We start from the raw sequence: 18,042 nt of genomic DNA, 5'->3' as shown, positions 1-18,042 counted from the left end.
GGTTCCTCAACTTCTTTTGATATGTCTGCAGATGCGCATGCTCAGTCCGCTGTTGCGGTGGATTCACCTGTTGTTATTATTGGTGCCGGTATAGCTGGCTTAACCTGTGCCGTTTATCTGAAACAAGCCGGTATTCAGGCAATCATTCTCGAAGCTAGCGACGGTGTAGGCGGGCGTGTGCGTACGGATATGGTGGATGGTTTCAAACTCGACCGGGGATTCCAGATTTTACTAACAGCTTACCCAGAAGCGCAACGTTTACTCAATTATAGCGCGCTTGACCTAAAACCGTTTCGGTCGGGGGCATTGATTCGCGATCAGGGAAATTGGCTAACGTTACAAAATCCGCTTCAGGAACCGCTGGCTATTTTTCAAACGCTGGCCTCAACAGTTGGTACGCTGAGCGATAAGCTGCGCATTGCTGAATTAATGCGCCGAACGCAAAGCCTGACATTTAGCGAGTTATTCCAACAGAAGCCCAAAACAACACTGGCTTTTTTACAGGAGTTTGGTTTTTCCGAACAGATCATTGATCGATTTTTCCGGCCTTTTTTTGGGGGTGTTTTCCTGGAAGATGAACTGACTACATCAAGCAATTTCTTCGAGTTTTGCTTTCGAATGTTTTTCTCGGGCGATGGCGCTGTACCAGCACAGGGCATAGGAACTATTGCCGACCAGTTGGCGAGTCATCTGGCTCCTGGCCAACTCTGGTTAAACAGTCCGGTAGAGCAAGTTGTGGGTAATACTATTCTGTTGAAATCGGGTAAAACGATTACGGCAAGCGCCATAGTCTTGGCCGTTGATGCTGCACAAGCTGCCTTGTTGCAAGGTCATCCCGAACCCACCGATGCGTCGTTTCATCAAACAACTTGTACCTACTTCTCTGCCGACCCAACTCAGTTAACCCTTAGTCCCGATCAGAGAAAGCTTTTACTACTCAATACAAGCCGTAGTTCGGTCGTACATAATGTAGCGATTATGAGCGATGTGGCTCCCGACTACGCTCCTGCCGACAAAGTGCTGATTTCGGTCAGTACGCAGGGGCCGCAAACCATCAGCGAAACGGAATTAGCGGAGCAGATTAAACGGGAATTGACTAGCTGGTTCGGAGAAGGAGTTCAAGCATGGCACCATTTACGAACCTATTCCATTCCACATTCTTTACCCATTTACAATCCAGAACAGGCTGGTGAAGATGCGCTACAGAAACCATTTCAGTTGAGCCCTACGCTGTATCAATGCGGTGATCAAACGGCCTATCCATCGCTCAACGCAGCTATGCAGACGGGTCGCGAGGTGGCGGAGTTGATTAGTAAACAATAATGGTGGCAGTGGTGTCAGCTTTGAGAAGCTGACACCACTGCCACCATTATTGTTTACTCTTGCTTACTGCTTGGCACTCAATTGATCCAGGAACAGGTAACGCGCCCGGTTCTTTTCCATTTCGGAACGTGTATTCACGTCAATCTGCATAACATCAACACTCTTATCGCTACTCACAGCCGACCACTTTGGCAAACCGGGTCCATTTGGGTTAGCGGTTTTTATAAAGTTGGCAAAGTAATTCTGCATCACTTCCGACACTTTGTAATCGTCAGGTGTCCAGGCATATACCTTATTCAGAGGCAAATTACCCATCGCATATTCGATTTCTGCCGAGTGAACAGCACCACGAGCAGGCGAAATTTTCATAGCTGCGGCATCCTTACCCTTTACTACGCCACCCGCCAAGCCAGGAGCAGCATCGCCCATAGCAGCAGTCATGGCTGGACGTGGACGGGCATATAGATAACGATACACTGGTTTACCTCCCGTTTTGGCCTGCATATCAGCCCAACGCCAGGTACTGTACCCTATGAAACGATCACTGGCCAGATCGGTAGCGGCCTGGGCAACTTCTTCATCCGTTTTAGCAGGGTACAATTTCAGCACTTCGTCGGCACGTTCTGGGTAGAGTTTTTTCACCGTTGCGGTATAGTTTGCTACAGTAGGCTCTTCCTTTCCCATCACGGCGCGATAATTCATTTCTTCCGAATTCCAGCCAACCAGCAGAGGCACATGCGCCTGCTGACCCGTTGTAAATAACTCTACTGGCGATTTTGGGAAGAAATAGCCATCCAACGCCGATGTGAACCAGGGAACACCAGGCTTCAAGGTCGCTTCAAGCAATTTTTCAGCCGACATTGCCCGTAAATCGGCGAGTGAATTAGCGCCAATGCTCGTTGCAAACTTCACTCCCGCTTCTTCGGCAGTGGCAAGTGGAGCAGGTGGCAACGTTCCTAACAGCGAACCACTTTCGCCAATAGCCCCGGCAATCAGGTTTTTCGACAAGGGCGATACCATCAACGCACTTACCGAAACCGAACCAGCCGATTCGCCCGCAATGGTCACTCGCTTAGGATCACCACCGAAAGCGGCAATGTTTTGCTGCACCCAACGCAAGGCCGCAGCCTGATCTAAATACCCATAATTGCTCGACGCATGATGGGGCGACTCCTTGGTCAGTTCGGGGTGCGACATGAAGCCAAACACGCCCAGGCGATAGTTTACCGTGAGGGTTACAATGCCTTTACGCGCCATGCTTTCGCCATCGTAACGGCCTTCAGACCCATCACCCGCTACAAATCCTCCGCCATAAAAATACACCAATACGGGCAGTTTTTCAGAAGCAGACTTGGCAGGTGTCCATACGTTCAGGTACAGGCAATCCTCGCTCATACCGTCGGACCGGAAGCCCATATCACCGAAAATAGCGCCCTGCATAGCTCGTGGGCCAAAATGGTCGGCTTTACGTACACCCTGCCAGTTTTTGGTGGGTTGAGGTTCTTTCCAACGCAAATCGCCAACGGGTGGCTGTGCAAATGGAATTCCTTTGAAAGCACGAATGCCGCTGGCTTCGGTAACGCCTTCTACCACGCCATTGACCGTTTTGGCCTGGGGCGCTGACTGAGCAATGGCCATGTCGGCTAGCGGAGCAGCCAATAATGACAGCATCAAAAGGGTTTTCATGACAATCTGTTTAGTGTATTCGTGTAAAAAAGTAAGCTACCTAAATCAATTTACCCTTAAATCAGGCAACTTAGTAAAGGATTGTTTTTATTATTGTAACATATTGATACAATAATAAAGGCTTCTGTTGGCACGGCCAAACTTTTTGCTACTTTCGGCTAAATTTTAATGGTATGAGTGCGCAGTTAAAGACGGAAGAAATTAAACCAGACGGCAATGATTTTTTACCGGGTCTGGCTATTGATACGGTCATTTTCGGGTTTCATCAAAATCAGCTGAAGATTCTGTTGCTGGAATACCGCAACACAGGGCTAATGGCTTTACCTGGAGGTTTTATTCTGACCAATGAAAATCTGAACGATGCCGCCAAACGGGTTTTATCAGAGCGCACAGGTCTAAGTGATATCTATCTGGAGCAGTTCTATGTCTTTGGTGACCTCAGCCGATTTGACCCCGCTCCTATGCGGGCGATTATGGCAGCCAAAGGCTATGCACCACCCGAAAATCACTGGTTGCTACGGCGATTTATCTCTGTGGGCTATTACGCATTAGTTGACTTTACGAAAGCGGTGCCTATCCCCGATTCGCTCTCGGACAGTTGCGCCTGGTATGATTTAGCCAACCTACCTCCATTGATGCAGGATCACCAGTTTATTGTCCAAAAAGCGTTAGACACCCTCCGCACCGATCTTGATCGTAAGTTGATCGGCTTCAATCTATTAGCCGAAACGTTTACAATGGCCGATTTACAAAGCCTTTATGAGACCATTCTGGATCAGAAACTACATCGGTCTGGCTTTCAGCGCAAGATGCTCAGCCTGGGAATTTTAGAGCGACTAGACAAACACTACAGTGGAGGAGCGCACAAAGCGCCGTTTCTGTATCGATTCATGTCCAGCAAATAGCTGATTGAAAACGTGAAGCTGTCTTCGGGAGTTATTTCTCCCGTTTCTTCAGTTCGTTTTTTTGTTCAGCCGCTTCAGATTTAATCATAGCCACTCGATCCTGGCCATCCAACGTAAATCGCTGGAGTATGGTGGCATTTTCGAAGTCGATACAATACAAATAGCTCGACTGATTAGCCGTTTGCTGACGCTCAAGAAGGGTTAATGAAAGCAGTTTACCTAGCTTTGCGAGTTCGGCCTGACTCTCTTGCTGAGCGGCCGAAATGCCTTTCCAAAATTCAGGTGTAAAGTCGCTTTCCTGTAAACGACCTTGCGCAACACGCTCCAAAATAGACTTAATGCGCTGGGTGATGGCAGGATCGATATTGGCAATGGGCGGATAGCCTTCCCATAGAAAACGTTTCATCAGTGGCAAAAGCGGCATCGGTACCTGGACCAGTTCCTCTCTGATTTCAGGAATTTTGTAATAGTGACCACCCTTCGCCAATTCGTTTGCCAGATTAAGTTTAACTTCTTCCTGATTATTGGCCAATGAAAACAGCGAGATCTCACCCATTCTCAAATCATAAACTGTTGAGTACTTCGTCGCGTAGATTCCTTCCTGTAAACAAGCCTGCAAAATAGGAATGCCATTCGCCAAAGTTGGCTTGGGAGCTGCCGACAACGACTTAGAAAGCGTCTGTCCGCCATACCCAAAGCCTCTCGATTGGCTCGACCGATCAATGTGCAGTTTGCCATTTTCGGCACCAATAATTATGGAAGCGCCGGTTTTATCGGCAATCAGGATTTTTGCATACGAGAAACTTGGTTCCAGGTTTTTCTGATAAAACGCAATGGCGTCATCAACTGTAGCGCACGTTTCCAGCATCCGTTCGCTAGGGTTTCCCTGAACCCGTTTCATCGCAGAAGTAGGCACCCATTTTTCGTCAAATCCGGCTACCCAGTCAAATGCCAGTCCTTTTGTATTGACTCCACCCTGTGCCCAACCATCGTCAAAACCAACATAAGCGCAACCGAAATAGCCTTTTCCAGCGGGCAGAAACCACATTCGGGTGGCAGGATTGGAGTAATCTTCGTTGTTAAAAAACAAGGTTCGCTGGGCATCTGTCAATACAAAAATCGTACAGGCAGAGGTAGGCACAGCCATAAATAAGAGTAACAAACAGTGTACTACACGATTTATCAGAACAAGCGTCAAACGAACCGGCATGGTTTTAGGTGTTTAGTAATCAATGGCTAAGAACATAATGGTTGAATACGCATTTTATCATGACTGATCAGAATGATGTTATCCTTACACAAACCAAGTAAAATAGCAGTTAAATTGCCGCCAGATTCATTGATTTTTTCATGCGTGAAAACGTATTCCTCCGCTATGGTTTCTCCTTACTAATTGCGTTGCCGATTGGTTTTCTACTCCTTTTTCCGCAATTAATTCACTGCTTTCGAATTCAGAGTTCGGACCAATTTCGGATGCTAACGGGCGCACCGAATGTCTACATCCATCAGACAGCCACCAACCAACAAGTCAACCAATTTAGTCAACATCTACTGGCAGCCCGCCAGCGTATCCAACGATTCTGGGGAGACCGACGCGGGCAGGCCATTCTGATTTATTGTCCATACCAAGCGGATTATGAACAGTATTGTGCCGGGGGCGAAGGAGCTGGTTGTAGCCTCGGAATGCCATGGGGAACATCGTATCTGATTCTGGGACCGGATGGCAACAATACCGACGTAATTGCCCACGAGTTATGTCATGATGAACTATTTGCCCGATTGGGCTGGTGGCGCGTAAAACAACAAATTCCGCAATGGTTCAACGAAGGGCTGGCACTAATGGTCGATTATCGATTTAGCAACCCATCCGTTTGGGAGACGCCAGATAGCTCTTCCCATGACAGATCAGTTTGGGTCGAAACTGGCCCAATGCACTACCCCCCGAGCCCGATGTTAAAACTCTCCGAACTCGAAACCACCCGCGAATTTTTCGGAAATAATGCAACGCATACTATGCTCGCTTACCAAACAGCCGCCGATGAAGTAGCTCGCTGGTTATTGATAGCTGGTCACAAAAGCGTACCTATTCTGACCCATGAGATTGCGGATGGTGATGACTTTGGTGATGCCTATCGCCAGTTGGAGCGCGCGAAACGGGAGAAAAAGTAGTTCTGCTAGTATATTTACAACTTCACAATCCGTTTGGATGCCCTTCTATCCGCAACTTGTATAGTTAAAATATAAGTACCTGGCGGATAAGACTCAAGCGAGAGCGATGATATAGTTTGCCGGGTTTCCTGCCGACGGATTAGGCATCCGGTCATATCCGCAAGTTCCAACACGGCCGGTTGTGCGGCTTCTAACCCACGAATGTGTACGGTCAAGTTTGTAACTGCCGGAACAGGATAAATATCGACCGAATTAGCCAGCGATTGATCCTCAATACCCAAGGCTGGGTTTACGGTAACAACAAGATGGCCCTGATTATAGATTGACCCCGAGCAGCCCTCTAAAGACGTTCTGAATGTCACTACAGCTTTACCCGGTTTATCAGTCTTTGGAATAACCGGATCAGTAGTGCCACCTGAAGAGTTAGCGTTGATAACATCTGTAAGCCCCGTAAATGCCAAATCACCGGATTCTCTAAGGTAATAAACAACAACATTATCAGGCAAAGGCTGGAGGCCATATTCTCTTAATGAAACGGCTTTATCGCCCTGATTATAACTAATGGCTCCCCACTTTTCGCCACCAGTACTATAAATGTTTATAGGAGATACCTCTGGAGCGTGTGGCTTAACGATCACCTTAATTTCCTGCTTATCACTTTCACAGCCATCAACCAGTTGGGTAGCATAATAAAACGTCGTACCCGGACTACCTTTAACAATTATGTAATAGTCTTGAACTGAACTATCGTTATAGGGTATACTACCATCCTTATTATACAATTTAGAGACTGCTATTGGCGAGGTTACCGTTAAAGAAACACCCATAAACGGACTACTTGAGCCATTTGGCTTTTCGCACACAACAATTTCGGCAGGAGCTAGCACCGGTTCAGGCTTGGCCTTTACACGTACAGTCAACTGAGTATTTAACTGACCATAATTTGCGCATCCCTTTTTTGAGTCGATAGGCTGCAATGCGAACTCATACACCTGGGACGATGGGCTGTTTGTGTTGGGCGTTACAGCGCTTGTAGAAAATTGATTGTCAGGAAGTAGCCGAGAAGAAACTATATAGTTTTCGGGTGGTGCCGCATAGCCATTTACCGACAACGGACTTGCTTTCTCGCCCTGACAATACGCAAGCGAACCGTAATAAGTGTTCGGCAGATGGAAGGGCACTTCTACCGATTTGGCATTTACAGGCACTGGGCCAGTAACTGGCCGGTAGAGGAGTCGCACAACAGTTTTTGCTCTATCGCTCTCGCAATCATTCACTGACTGTGTCAGATAAAACGTCAAGTCCTTAACCGGGTATACGTACTTCGCCGAAAAATAGCCCGTCTTTGAAATCTGAAAGGTTGTATAGGAGGTGGAGCCAACCATAGCCGTTCCCTGAATTACTTGTTGAACGCTCAGATTTTCATTGTAGAGCGTACTAGTGGCATTAGGCATAACCTCGGTGTAAATAAAGGAGTAAACCGACGCACTGGGCGAGATATACTGGCAATCTAAAATAAGACTGTCGACCTTTGGTATAGCTGGTTTGGCCCTAATTGTCAGCACGGTTGCACTAGGCGTACTAAAAACCGTCGAATTACTCGATACCACCCGAATCCGATAATTACTTCCCGCAGCTATATTCGCTGGAATGGTCGCTCTATACGTTACCTCTGTACTCCCTGATGTTGACACCGGAGTTGAGGGTATAGCAGAATAAATGGCACCATCAGAAGACAACTCTACCGAAAAATCACTTGTGACACCTGCTCGATTAGCGCTTACATCAAGCTGTGAGCCAGCACATATTGAGGTTACAGATAAAGGCTGTGTATCAACAGATTGAGCCACTGTCGTACTAAACAATAGCGAGATGAAAAATGTAAAACCTCTCGTTAGCCAACACAAAGGGGAAAGCATTGTAGCAGTAAGTTGGGGGTTAATTGAACACCAACTGATCAGCCATTAATAGGAGACACTCCTAAAAGGTGAGTCGCCAAATACCTAACGGCCAATTTTTCCTACAACTTCACAATCCGCCGGGAAGCTCTTCGATCACCCACCTGAATGTTTAGAATGTAGGTGCCCGCCGGATGCTGATCAAGGGACAATGACGATGTAGCTTGTCGGGTTTCCTGCCGATTCGTCGTATGTCCGGTCAAATCCGTTAGTTCAAGAACGGCTGTTTGCGCGGTAGATAATCCATTGATGCGAACCGTCACATTTGTTGTTGCGGGCACCGGATAGACCTCAACGGCATCGGCTAAGGGTTGATCCTCAACACCCAGCACCGGGTTTACGCTTACAATAACCACTCGATTGGTTAAAGAGCCCATCCCACAACCATTGCTAACCGATGTAAGATAATAGTATGTTGTTTTCTTAGGCGTAATGGCAAACGCGTATGGGCTTGTTGTTGCCGTTAACGACTGGATTGTCCCCAGGCCGCTGGACGTACTATCGCGGTAGGCAATCGCAAACGGAGCCTCACCCGAAAATAGGACGGTTAAGCTGGACGGCTGCCCCTCATAAATCGTTTGATTACCCGTAAGCGTTGCTGCGGGTAACGCCCGAACAGTGAGCAAGGTGGGGCTGTTTTTCCCATTAATAGGAATCTTTGGATTTGTCGCCACAACCCGCACCCAGTAAGACCCAGCAGCCGTATTAGTAGGAATGTTACCACTGATCTGCCCATTGACAGCCAGACTATTGGGCATATCTACGTACACAATCTTCGTGGTATCGGTTTCAACCTTAGCCAGTTGAAGTTTAAATACATTGCCCGAATTGAAATTCCCGGAAGTTGAAAAACTGGTTGTCAGGCTTGCCCCGGCACACACCGTTGCCGATATTAATGCCAATGTTTGGATGGCGGGAACAAGCACCGTAACCGTCGCCGACGATCCGTTGGCAGGTAATCCCGTGCCACATTTATTACTAACTTCAGTAACCTTGTACTCCGTCGTTTGCGTTGGGAGCACCAAGATGGTGGTATCTTTTAAGGCAGCACCGACCAACCCAGTCGACAGTTTGTACGTATAGGAACCTATGCCCGTAAAGGATAATTTCAGCGGGACTTCTACACCCACATTGGTTGTTGTACTGCCGACAATAGACATCGTTGGCAATGCCTGAACAAATACCGTGATGGCTACTTTAGGGCTTTCGCAGCCGTTGGCTGTTTGGGTCACATAATACACATCTCCATTCGGATTGGCAGAAGCGGCCGACGTTGGTGGCGTTGGAGCTGTTGTGGTTACGTTTCCATTTGGATCAGTCCATTTCAGGTTGGTTCCCGTAGCCTCAAGCGGTTGCGCGCTCGTACCCTGACAAATCTCAACTGTTGCTTTCGTAACCGCTGGCATAGGCGTTGTTAGAACCATAACACTCAGCGTTGCCTTTGGGCTTTCGCAGCCGCCTACAGTTTGGCTAACCAGCAACGAAAACGAGGCCCCCTTGTCGGTAGTGATAACTGGAGCCGACTCAAATTTATTTCCATCGATATTATACCATCGTAACCCCTCACCTACTGCCGTTACTGGCTCAGAAGCCGCAAACTGACAGAGAATCTTAGCGCTCACCCCCGGAGCAGACGGTGTGGGCGCTACGGTTACAGTCAGCGCTGCTCGTGGACTTTCACAACCATTTGTCGTCTGGCTGATGTAATAAGTTGTCTGGCCCGTTTGTGATGTATTCACTACGGGCGCGGTAGATGATCCGGTTCCACCATTATTGCTGGTATACCACAGCAGATTTTGCCCTGTCGGTTGTATTACTGGTGTGGGGTTATTCTGGCAAACTACCAACGACTGAACAGTTGGCGCATCCGATGGTGGCTTGACTTCTACCACTATACTTGCACGGTCGCTTTCACATTCATTCAAGCGCTGGGTAACGTAATAGTTGACCACACCAGAATTAGTCGTCGACAGTTGGGCTGGGGTTAGTGTGCCCGTACCACCTGTTGCACTAGTTCCGTACCAAAGTAGCGTTGCAGCAGCATCTGTAGCCGTGGCACTCAGCGCCCCGCTTGCCTGTCCCTGGCAAAACGAAAGAGAACTGATGGAAACCGTCGGCAAATTCGGTTTGGCCTTCACGGTCAGAATCGTCGGGCTGGGCGTACCAGTCATATCGGGACTTTTTGATACAATCCGAATCCGATAATTTGTTCCACCGGGTGTATTGGCCGGAATCGTAGCCCGATAGGTAATTTCATAACGCCCTGATGCCGACAAAAGAAATGAAGGAATGTCGGTATAGGTAGTTCCTCCGTTGGAGAGTTGTATGGTAAAATCGCTGGAAGCGGCTGTTCTGAGGCCCGTTACATCAATCTGTGATCCCGCACAAACGGAAGTCACGGCAAGGGGTTCGGTATCGAGCGTTTGCGCCGAAACCTGATGATATACGAATGAAATAAAGAAAATTACAGTGATAAACAGACGTTCCCTATATCGTTCGCACAGTTTAGGGGAATGTAAATGGTGGGCCATAGGTATCGGTTATCTTACGGGTAAGCTGCTATAACTATACAGGTGGGCAAATATATATATATCCCCAAGTATTTATACTTAACGGCATAACTCTACTAATAATAAACTGTTTACAAAAATGGCAATTACAATTTATCGCTAGCAGATTTTCGATCAACCCTTACCAAGACACCTATTATTTCTGGCTGTAAATCAAGACGGTATCTTTATTTCAACCGCACTAATTGATGGCGTTTTTCTTCACTTGCCAATTCCTTAGGTAAATGCGCCAGAATTTCGGTTTTGAACGTGTTGATGAGTTTACGCTTCAGAAAACTCCGGTGCATAACAATACTCACTTCCCGAACAGGCTGGGGCATAGCAAACGGACGAAGTCGTCTCTGGCGGGCAGTATCCATGTCAAGCGTGGCCAGGTAAGGCAGTAGCGTAAACCCGCCCTGCTTGTCGATTAACTTGATCAGCGTTTCGAGCGAACCCGTTTCATACCGTAAGGCCGTTGTGCTATTCGCCTGCCGGTCGGCCCCGCACAAATTCATGACCTGACTACGAAAGCAATGGCCCTCCGTTAATAACCAAAGCCCATCCGTCTGCAAATCAACCGGGGTAATTACCGACTTGTTCAATAGTGGGTTTGATTCAGCAGCATACACCACAAAAGGCTCCTGAAAGAGCGGAATTTCAGTAATCCCGTTTTCGGCAAGTGGCGTGACAACCAGGCCCACGTCGATCAATCCATTCCGAAGCCGTTCGATTACCTGCTCGGTCACCAATTCCTGAATCTGCACGGTTACGGCAGGGTATTTGGCAATAAACTCGCCAATGAAATACGGCAGTAGATACGGTGCCAGGGTTGGGATAATACCAATCCTGAAATCACCCCGAAAATCATCTTTCGATTCACTTACAATTTCGGGAATACGTCGGGCAGCCCGTAGCACATCGCGGGCCTGGGCCAGAATAGCCTGCCCGGTTTCGGTTGGTACGACGGGCTGTTTTGATCGGTCAAATACCAGAATACCCAGTTCGTCTTCCAGTTTCTGAATCTGCATGCTCAGTGTTGGCTGAGTTACATGGCAAGCTTCGGCAGCAGTAGCAAAGTGTCGATAGGTATCAACAGCAACAATATAATCGAGTTGAGAAAGCGTCATTGAAAAATGTAGGATGTATGATGTAGGGTATATGATGTATTCTTTTCGCAGCGCATATCCTATATCATACACCCTACATCATATATCCAAACAAATCTAAAACCCATCGAACCAAATGAAAGACTCCGTGTTCTATTTTTGTTAAGCTAATCCTCACTACTCATGAATAAACATCGACTTTTCCTGCTCTTTCTTTTGCTTGCTGGGCCGTTTTGTAACGCTCAATCAAAAAAAACACCGAATCCACCCGCACCAGGTTTCGACATAGCCGGTTCGGACCCACGGGCGGTACAAATCGCCGACGAAGTGATGGCAGCTATGGGTGGGCGGGCAGCCTGGGACGAAACACAACTCATCACCTGGAATTTTGATGGTGTTCGAAAACTCATCTGGGATAAATGGTCGGGGGATGTTCGGGTCGATAATCTGCACGACGATCAGACGGTGTTACTAAATATCAACAATGACATGGGCCGGGTTTTCCGACGTGGTGAAGAATTAACGGTCGTCGATTCGGTAACGAAGTATGTCAAGCAAGGCAAACGAAACTGGATTAACGATTCCTATTGGCTGTTCATGCCCTTTAAACTTAAAGACGCAGGCGTAACGCTTAAGTATCTTGGAGCAGAACCTACCCAAACGGGAAAAGCTTCGGATGTGCTACAAGTGACCTTTAAACCTGGCAGCAACACGCCCGGTGCCCGGTATAAAGTGTGGGTAGACAAAAAAACGCACCTGGTATCGCAATGGGCTCATTTCCAAAAAACCACTGATAATCAACCCACATTCACACTTCCTTGGGAAGACTATCAGCAACATGGTGACATTCTGCTTGCCAGCGACCGGGGTGACTATGAATTAAGTGATATTATGATCTTTTCGGGCTTACCCGGCGAAGTGTTTAGTGACTTTACCCGTACAGACTTAAGTCGATATCCCGGAGCAAAGTAAGTTCAACGTTTCAGGCAGGTTGCCGATGCGATTCAGGCTTCGATGTCGTAAATTTGTAGCCTTGAGCCTGGGACTAAACCAACCCAGTTAAATCTCTATTTTCCTGTACATGGAAGTTTCTGCTTTTCAACCTCGCGTTTCCGCTCCAAAATCGGTAGGAAAAACGGGCGTATTGATCGTTAATCTAGGTACACCCGACAGCCCTTCGGTTCCGGATGTCCGTAAATATCTGCGCGAATTTCTGATGGATGGTCGGGTAATCGACATCTCTTATGTGTCGCGTTTTTTTCTTGTCAATGGCATCATTGCTCCATTTCGGGCACCGAAATCGGCTAAAATTTACAAGCAACTCTGGACCGAAACGGGCTCGCCTTTAAAGTATTACGGCCATATTGTGGAGAAGGAACTCCAGCAACAACTCGGCGATGAGTACGTAGTAAAACTGGCTATGCGGTACCAGAGCCCTAGTATAGAAGCGGGGTTGAATGAGTTTCAAAAATTAGGCTTAACGGATATTGTGGTCGTCCCATTTTTCCCACAATATGCGTCAGCGTCGACCGGCTCTGTTTACCAGAAGGTAATGGAACTCGTCAAAAGTTGGGACGTAATCCCAGCTATTCGGTTCGTCAATCGCTTTCTGGAGCATCCAAAATTCATCGAAGGTTTTGCGCAAATCGCCCGTAAGTACATGACAACTTACGATTACGACCATTTCCTGTTTAGCTATCACGGCTTACCCGAAAGTCAGATTCGGAAGGGTGATGTTACAAAAACAGTTTGTCAGTTTGGCGAGTGCTGCAATACATTCCATGCGCTAAATCAGCATTGCTACCGGGCACAGTGTTTCGAGACAACCCGTCTGCTTGTGCAGGCATTGGGTATCCCCGAAGGTAAATACACAACCTGTTTTCAGTCGCGGCTAGGTAGCGATCCCTGGATTAAACCGTATACCGACGATATTATTAAGGAATTGCCCGCAAAAGGGATTAAGAGCGTACTGGCCTTTTCGCCCGCTTTTGTCGCCGATTGTTTAGAGACGACTATTGAAGTTGGTGTAGAGTACAAAGAATTATTTGAACAGGCGGGCGGTAAGCACTGGCAATTGGTTGAAAGCCTGAACGATAGCCCCATCTGGATTGAAGCCCTGATCGACTTGGTGAAAACAGCATAAGGTGAAGGTTTTATTTAAACTGGATGATTTTTTGTCATTCCGACGCAGGAGGAATCTCAGGCTTGACTTATAATGACCTTTAAGATTTCTCCTACGTCGAAATGACAAAAATCTAATAAAAAAAGAGCCCGCTTCTTATTAAAGAAAGCGGGCTTTACATTACGGCAGATACAGTACTGAAGACTATAAGAGGCAATTTATTGCAACAGTCATGACAGTAGCAACATACTATATTTCTTATATCTGGTACCAGACTATATATGCGTTACTATCCTTTAACGCATCTTCATCTAGTAATGTTTCCTGGACTCTCATTTTAATTGCTCTCCCAAACAGAAGCCTGTATCCTCTTACAGTAACGTAATAAAACCTTTGATAACCGAAGCCAATCGGATAGCTTCAAAAACCCGAGCTTCGGTAGCGCCATGTTTCAGCACACTTTCTTCGTGCGACCGAACGCAGAGTTCACAACCATTAACTGCCGATACGGCAAGGCTCATCAGTTCGAAAAACTCTTTTCCCAGCACCGGATTCATCATGATACTCATGCGAATGCCGGGTTGAGTCTGCTGGTAATAATCCTTACCAACAAAGTGACGGAACCGATAGAATATGTTGTTGGTACTCAGTAAAGAAGTACAGGCAATCGTTTCGGCAACTTCGGCATCGGTTGCCCCTTCCTGCTGAGCAGCACTTGTCAATGAATCAACCAGTGGCTGAAGCTTTTCATTGACCGCTACCGACAAAGCCAATAATAAAGCTTCTTTCTTTGTCAGCGTTTGACTGCTGTTAAGCACATTGCCCACATTGATTTTCAGATCGCGCAGGTACCGATGATCGGCTTTTGCCAACGCATCCAAAGCAGGGTATTCAGCTTCTGCACCCAGTCCTACCAGTTTCAGAAGCGACAGAACGGTTTCGTTTTGTGTGGTTGTCATGATTAATATTGAATGATAGAATGATTGAGTGATTGAATGGTTGACTAAACTCAGTGGCTTATTCACTCATTCTATCACTCAATCATTCAACATTAAATTAAGCCGTTAGCGTAGCTTCGCCTTTTACCCAGTTGCATGGGCAAAGTTCATCGGTTTGCAGGGCGTCCAACACGCGAATTACCTCATTCACGTTCCGGCCAACAGACAGATCGTTAACAGCAACCCAACGAACAATACCTTGTGGATCAACGATGTACGTTACACGATAAGCCACTTTCTCGTTGGCTTCCAGGATACCTAGTTCTTCAGCAAGCGACTTCGAGGTATCAGCCAGCATTGGGAATTTCAGACCACGCAGATCGTCGTGGTTTTTGCGCCATGCCAGATGAACAAATTCGCTATCGGTCGAAGCACCGATCACCATTGTATCGCGATCCTGGAAATCTTCAAACTTGTTGTTGAACTCAGCGATTTCAGTTGGGCAAACGAAGGTGAAATCTTTAGGCCACCAGAACATGACCAGCCACTGACCCGCATTTTTGTGATCTTCCGAAGAGATTTCGTAGAACTCTTTGTCTTTATCGAGCGAAACAACAGCCAGCTTTTTAAACTCTGGGAATTCTGAACCAACAGAAACGATATGATTTTTCATGGAATGTATTGAGGTTGTATATGAGAACCAATCTTGATTGAGTGCAAATTACGGAAGCAATACGCATAGAAGATATGATTTTTATCAATGAGCTTATAGATAAAAACTATCAATTTCCAGGAATTATAGTGATATTCAGTCCACTACGATCTTAAGCTAATAAGCCCTGACTTCTATATTCTTTAAAGAATAATGCAATTGATCAAAATCATCCAAATTATGATTTTACCAATACACACAAAAAAGCCCGATGTATTACTGCATCGGGCTTTCAACTTGTCAGGACTTTCGCTCTGAACCGTGGCACGGCTCTAAACGTAATATACTGTTAAGCCGCCATTCGTAAATAAGGCTCTTGATTTGATTGTGGCTCCTCAAGCATTGGTGCAATGACTGTGTTCATACGATCGCGCACGAAACTCTCTTGTAAGTAAGACGGCAATTTGGCAACCAGTTGGCGGTACGCCTGCATACCAAGGGCTTTGGCAATGTAGGCTTCGTGTACAGAATTCACATGAGCAACAATAGTCACTAAACTCTGGTGAAACAGTTTCACATCGATTTCCGAATCGACAAATCGCTCTATTTCGCGGTTAGTTGACGAAATCCGCAGGCGACTCAGCATATCGAAATAGGTTGTGTAGCCAATTTGCTTAGCCAATTGCTTGTATTGTTCTACACTGAATTTTTGCAGAATCTCCCCTGTTTTGGGACTTCGCAACGCCGTTTTCGGATTCGTCTGAATCGCATTACGTAAAGCTCGTACGCGTTGATCGCGGGTGGTTTTCAGAAACTGAGCCAGTTCGACCTGCACCGAACCTTCACGCGAGGGCAGCAATAAATCAGTCTTGGCTGCCACAGTAAACCGTTTCGCCATCGGTAATCGCTGAATGCGATAGCTATTAATTGGGCCAAGCGCGTAATAGCCAATAGAAGCTGGATAATAGCCTCGCACAACCATATTGCCAATCCGTTTCCGAATCAGCTCCTCGTTACTCACATTAATACCCTGAACAGCCAAAAAGGCCCGTGCACTAAATAAAGCGCTGTAATATGCCTGCGGAAACGTCCAATGCAATGAACTCTGTAAATACTGTTCGTCATTGACAACAGGGGTAATCCGCAGCGCATATTCGGCACTCCAGCTATTCAGTAATAGTTTCTCCAGTGCCTTACGATTTTCGTCGGTCGCACGCCCATAAAACTGCTGAAATATGGGAAACTTAGCGAGATCGAATAAGTCGTTTTGATGATGGATATGGTAATCCATCGCAAAGAAATGGTTCAGAAACACCTGCGCCGGAATAGATTTCCGCCAGTTATCGTCGAGCGGCAAATTGCCCGCTGAAGCTTGCGCAAGAGGTGCCTGAGCGTTCGGGGAATGCATCGTTGCGTTGGTTTTCCTTGTCATACAATACTAACGAAAATAAGCATTTTTGCGTTCATTTTTGAGTCGTAATTTTCACTACACAACTAACTGAAAATCAGATTAATACGTATCATTTTTGAGGCCTAAAAAGTTAGCAAAAATCAAGTCATACCAGGCAGGGCCGATAAGTAACTTTCGGGTATTTAGACGTACTTTTGATACACGTTTCAACGTTGCTTCTAAAGTATGAATTGGACAAAGTATATAGTAGTTTTCGGAGGCCTGTGCCTGAGTAATGTAGCGCCATCCATAAGCTGGGCACAACCACAACACCAAGTTGCCCCAACCGGCAGAACGGCGCTTGTTAATGGAACAATACTGGATGGACAGACCAAACAACCCATTGTGGGGGCCACTGTTCTGGCGAAAAGTCAGGAAGGCATTGTTCGAACTCAACAAGTCACCAATACAGCTGGCGTCTACCAACTCCTCCTCGACCCAAAGCAATCTTATATTGTCACAATAAAAGCAGAAGGTTATGCTGATGTTGATGAACAGCAGGTATTCTCAGATCCAAATGTTACTACGCTGCATAAGACAATACCAACCCTGTTGTATCGCAGTGGCATAAAACCACCCAGCGCAAAGACAGCCCCTTCCCCGGTTCATACGGCAGCAACAACGGTAGTCTCTCCTCCGATTACGCGTCCTGCTACAACGCCACCGGTATCTGAGCAACCAGCGGCTAGTAACACATCGGTTGTTCAAACGTCTCGCATAGCGCCACCCAAGACACTCGATGCAAAAGTGATTTATACACCACCGCCTATTGTGGCAGCGGCTGGCACAACAACCCAGTTACAGGCTCTCCAGTTTGTTCAAAGCAAAGCGGAACTACTACCCGATGCTCAACCCGCTTTAGAGCAACTCCTGGGCTTTATGCGCGATCATCCAACCGCTGTCATTGAGTTAGCAGGGCATACCGATAACCAGGGCGATTTTGATGAGAATCTTAAGCTCTCGAAACAGCGCGTAGAGCTTGTGAAAGATTATTTGGTAAAGAATGGTGTTACCGCAAATCGGGTTGCTACACGTGGTTATGGGCCAACCCGCCCTATAGCAAGCAATAATTCAGAAAACACCCGGAGACTTAACCGACGGGTTGAAATGACGGTGTTGAAAGAGTAGGGAGGTTTATGGTTTATGGTATTTTGTTTACGGTGGCTGGCGAAAGCAACTCA

General features: G+C 46.8%; 14 protein-coding genes. 6 read left to right on the top strand and 8 right to left on the bottom strand.

Going from position 1 to position 18,042, the window contains the following annotated elements; genetic code table 11:
• The first annotated feature begins 21 nt into the window (after positions 1 to 21).
• A complete protein-coding gene (locus H3H32_RS03990; protein ID WP_182461382.1) occupies positions 22 to 1,323 on the top strand; it encodes an NAD(P)/FAD-dependent oxidoreductase in 1,302 nt (433 codons plus the stop codon).
• 63 nt (positions 1,324 to 1,386) lie between these two features.
• Here H3H32_RS03990 and H3H32_RS03985 read toward each other — a convergent pair whose 3' ends face one another.
• Positions 1,387 to 3,009, bottom strand: coding sequence for a carboxylesterase/lipase family protein (locus H3H32_RS03985; protein WP_182461381.1), 1,623 nt, complete (start codon positions 3,007 to 3,009; stop codon positions 1,387 to 1,389).
• Between the two features lie 173 nt (positions 3,010 to 3,182).
• On the opposite strand from H3H32_RS03985, the gene H3H32_RS03980 reads away from it, so the two are divergent.
• Positions 3,183 to 3,914 carry an NUDIX hydrolase gene (locus H3H32_RS03980; protein ID WP_182461380.1) on the top strand — a complete coding sequence of 244 codons (732 nt, stop codon included), beginning with the start codon at positions 3,183 to 3,185 and terminating at the stop codon, positions 3,912 to 3,914.
• Positions 3,915 to 3,945: 31 nt separating this feature from the next.
• Here H3H32_RS03980 and H3H32_RS03975 read toward each other — a convergent pair whose 3' ends face one another.
• Complete coding sequence (locus H3H32_RS03975) at positions 3,946 to 5,124, bottom strand: Ntn hydrolase family protein (RefSeq protein ID WP_182461379.1); 1,179 nt, start codon at positions 5,122 to 5,124, stop codon at positions 3,946 to 3,948.
• A 140-nt stretch (positions 5,125 to 5,264) separates the two neighbouring features.
• Between H3H32_RS03975 and H3H32_RS03970 the strand changes: the two genes are divergently transcribed.
• On the top strand, positions 5,265 to 6,083 hold the full coding sequence (locus tag H3H32_RS03970) for a hypothetical protein (protein ID WP_182461378.1): 819 nt from the start codon (positions 5,265 to 5,267) through the stop codon (positions 6,081 to 6,083).
• A gap of 14 nt (positions 6,084 to 6,097) precedes the next feature.
• Here the strand turns inward: H3H32_RS03970 and H3H32_RS03965 are convergent, their stop codons facing one another.
• The 3 genes from H3H32_RS03965 to H3H32_RS03955 all read right to left on the bottom strand — a co-directional run bounded on the left by H3H32_RS03965 (position 6,098) and on the right by H3H32_RS03955 (position 11,720).
• Positions 6,098 to 7,933: a T9SS type A sorting domain-containing protein gene (locus tag H3H32_RS03965; RefSeq protein WP_182461377.1), complete on the bottom strand. Its 1,836-nt coding sequence runs from the start codon at positions 7,931 to 7,933 to the stop codon at positions 6,098 to 6,100.
• 170 nt (positions 7,934 to 8,103) lie between these two features.
• Entirely contained in the window at positions 8,104 to 10,572 is a 2,469-nt protein-coding gene (locus H3H32_RS03960; protein ID WP_182461376.1) for an Ig-like domain-containing protein, read from the bottom strand.
• 206 nt (positions 10,573 to 10,778) lie between these two features.
• Entirely contained in the window at positions 10,779 to 11,720 is a 942-nt protein-coding gene (locus tag H3H32_RS03955; RefSeq protein ID WP_182461375.1) for a hydrogen peroxide-inducible genes activator, read from the bottom strand.
• 162 nt (positions 11,721 to 11,882) lie between these two features.
• Between H3H32_RS03955 and H3H32_RS03950 the strand changes: the two genes are divergently transcribed.
• Both H3H32_RS03950 and hemH read left to right on the top strand, forming a co-directional pair.
• Positions 11,883 to 12,671 (top strand): hypothetical protein, encoded by a 789-nt coding sequence (locus H3H32_RS03950; protein WP_182461374.1) that lies wholly within the window; start codon positions 11,883 to 11,885, stop codon positions 12,669 to 12,671.
• A gap of 109 nt (positions 12,672 to 12,780) precedes the next feature.
• A complete protein-coding gene (gene hemH / locus H3H32_RS03945) occupies positions 12,781 to 13,842 on the top strand; it encodes a ferrochelatase (RefSeq protein ID WP_182461373.1) in 1,062 nt (353 codons plus the stop codon).
• Positions 13,843 to 14,192: 350 nt separating this feature from the next.
• Here hemH and H3H32_RS03940 read toward each other — a convergent pair whose 3' ends face one another.
• The 3 genes from H3H32_RS03940 to H3H32_RS03930 all read right to left on the bottom strand — a co-directional run bounded on the left by H3H32_RS03940 (position 14,193) and on the right by H3H32_RS03930 (position 16,819).
• A complete protein-coding gene (locus tag H3H32_RS03940; protein WP_182461372.1) occupies positions 14,193 to 14,780 on the bottom strand; it encodes a carboxymuconolactone decarboxylase family protein in 588 nt (195 codons plus the stop codon).
• Positions 14,781 to 14,877: 97 nt separating this feature from the next.
• Positions 14,878 to 15,432, bottom strand: a complete 555-nt coding sequence (locus H3H32_RS03935; protein WP_182461371.1) for a peroxiredoxin — start codon at positions 15,430 to 15,432, stop codon at positions 14,878 to 14,880.
• 328 nt (positions 15,433 to 15,760) lie between these two features.
• Positions 15,761 to 16,819 (bottom strand): hypothetical protein, encoded by a 1,059-nt coding sequence (locus H3H32_RS03930; protein ID WP_240543648.1) that lies wholly within the window; start codon positions 16,817 to 16,819, stop codon positions 15,761 to 15,763.
• Between the two features lie 228 nt (positions 16,820 to 17,047).
• Here H3H32_RS03930 and H3H32_RS03925 point away from each other — a divergent pair, with 228 nt between their 5' ends.
• Positions 17,048 to 17,989 carry an OmpA family protein gene (locus tag H3H32_RS03925; RefSeq protein WP_182461369.1) on the top strand — a complete coding sequence of 314 codons (942 nt, stop codon included), beginning with the start codon at positions 17,048 to 17,050 and terminating at the stop codon, positions 17,987 to 17,989.
• Positions 17,990 to 18,042: the final 53 nt, after the last annotated feature.

The sequence above is a fragment of the Spirosoma foliorum genome (genome assembly GCF_014117325.1).
GTDB lineage: Bacteria > Bacteroidota > Bacteroidia > Cytophagales > Spirosomataceae > Spirosoma > Spirosoma foliorum.
Note: the sequence above shows the minus strand (reverse complement) of the source record. Positions and strands in the feature narration are given on the sequence as shown.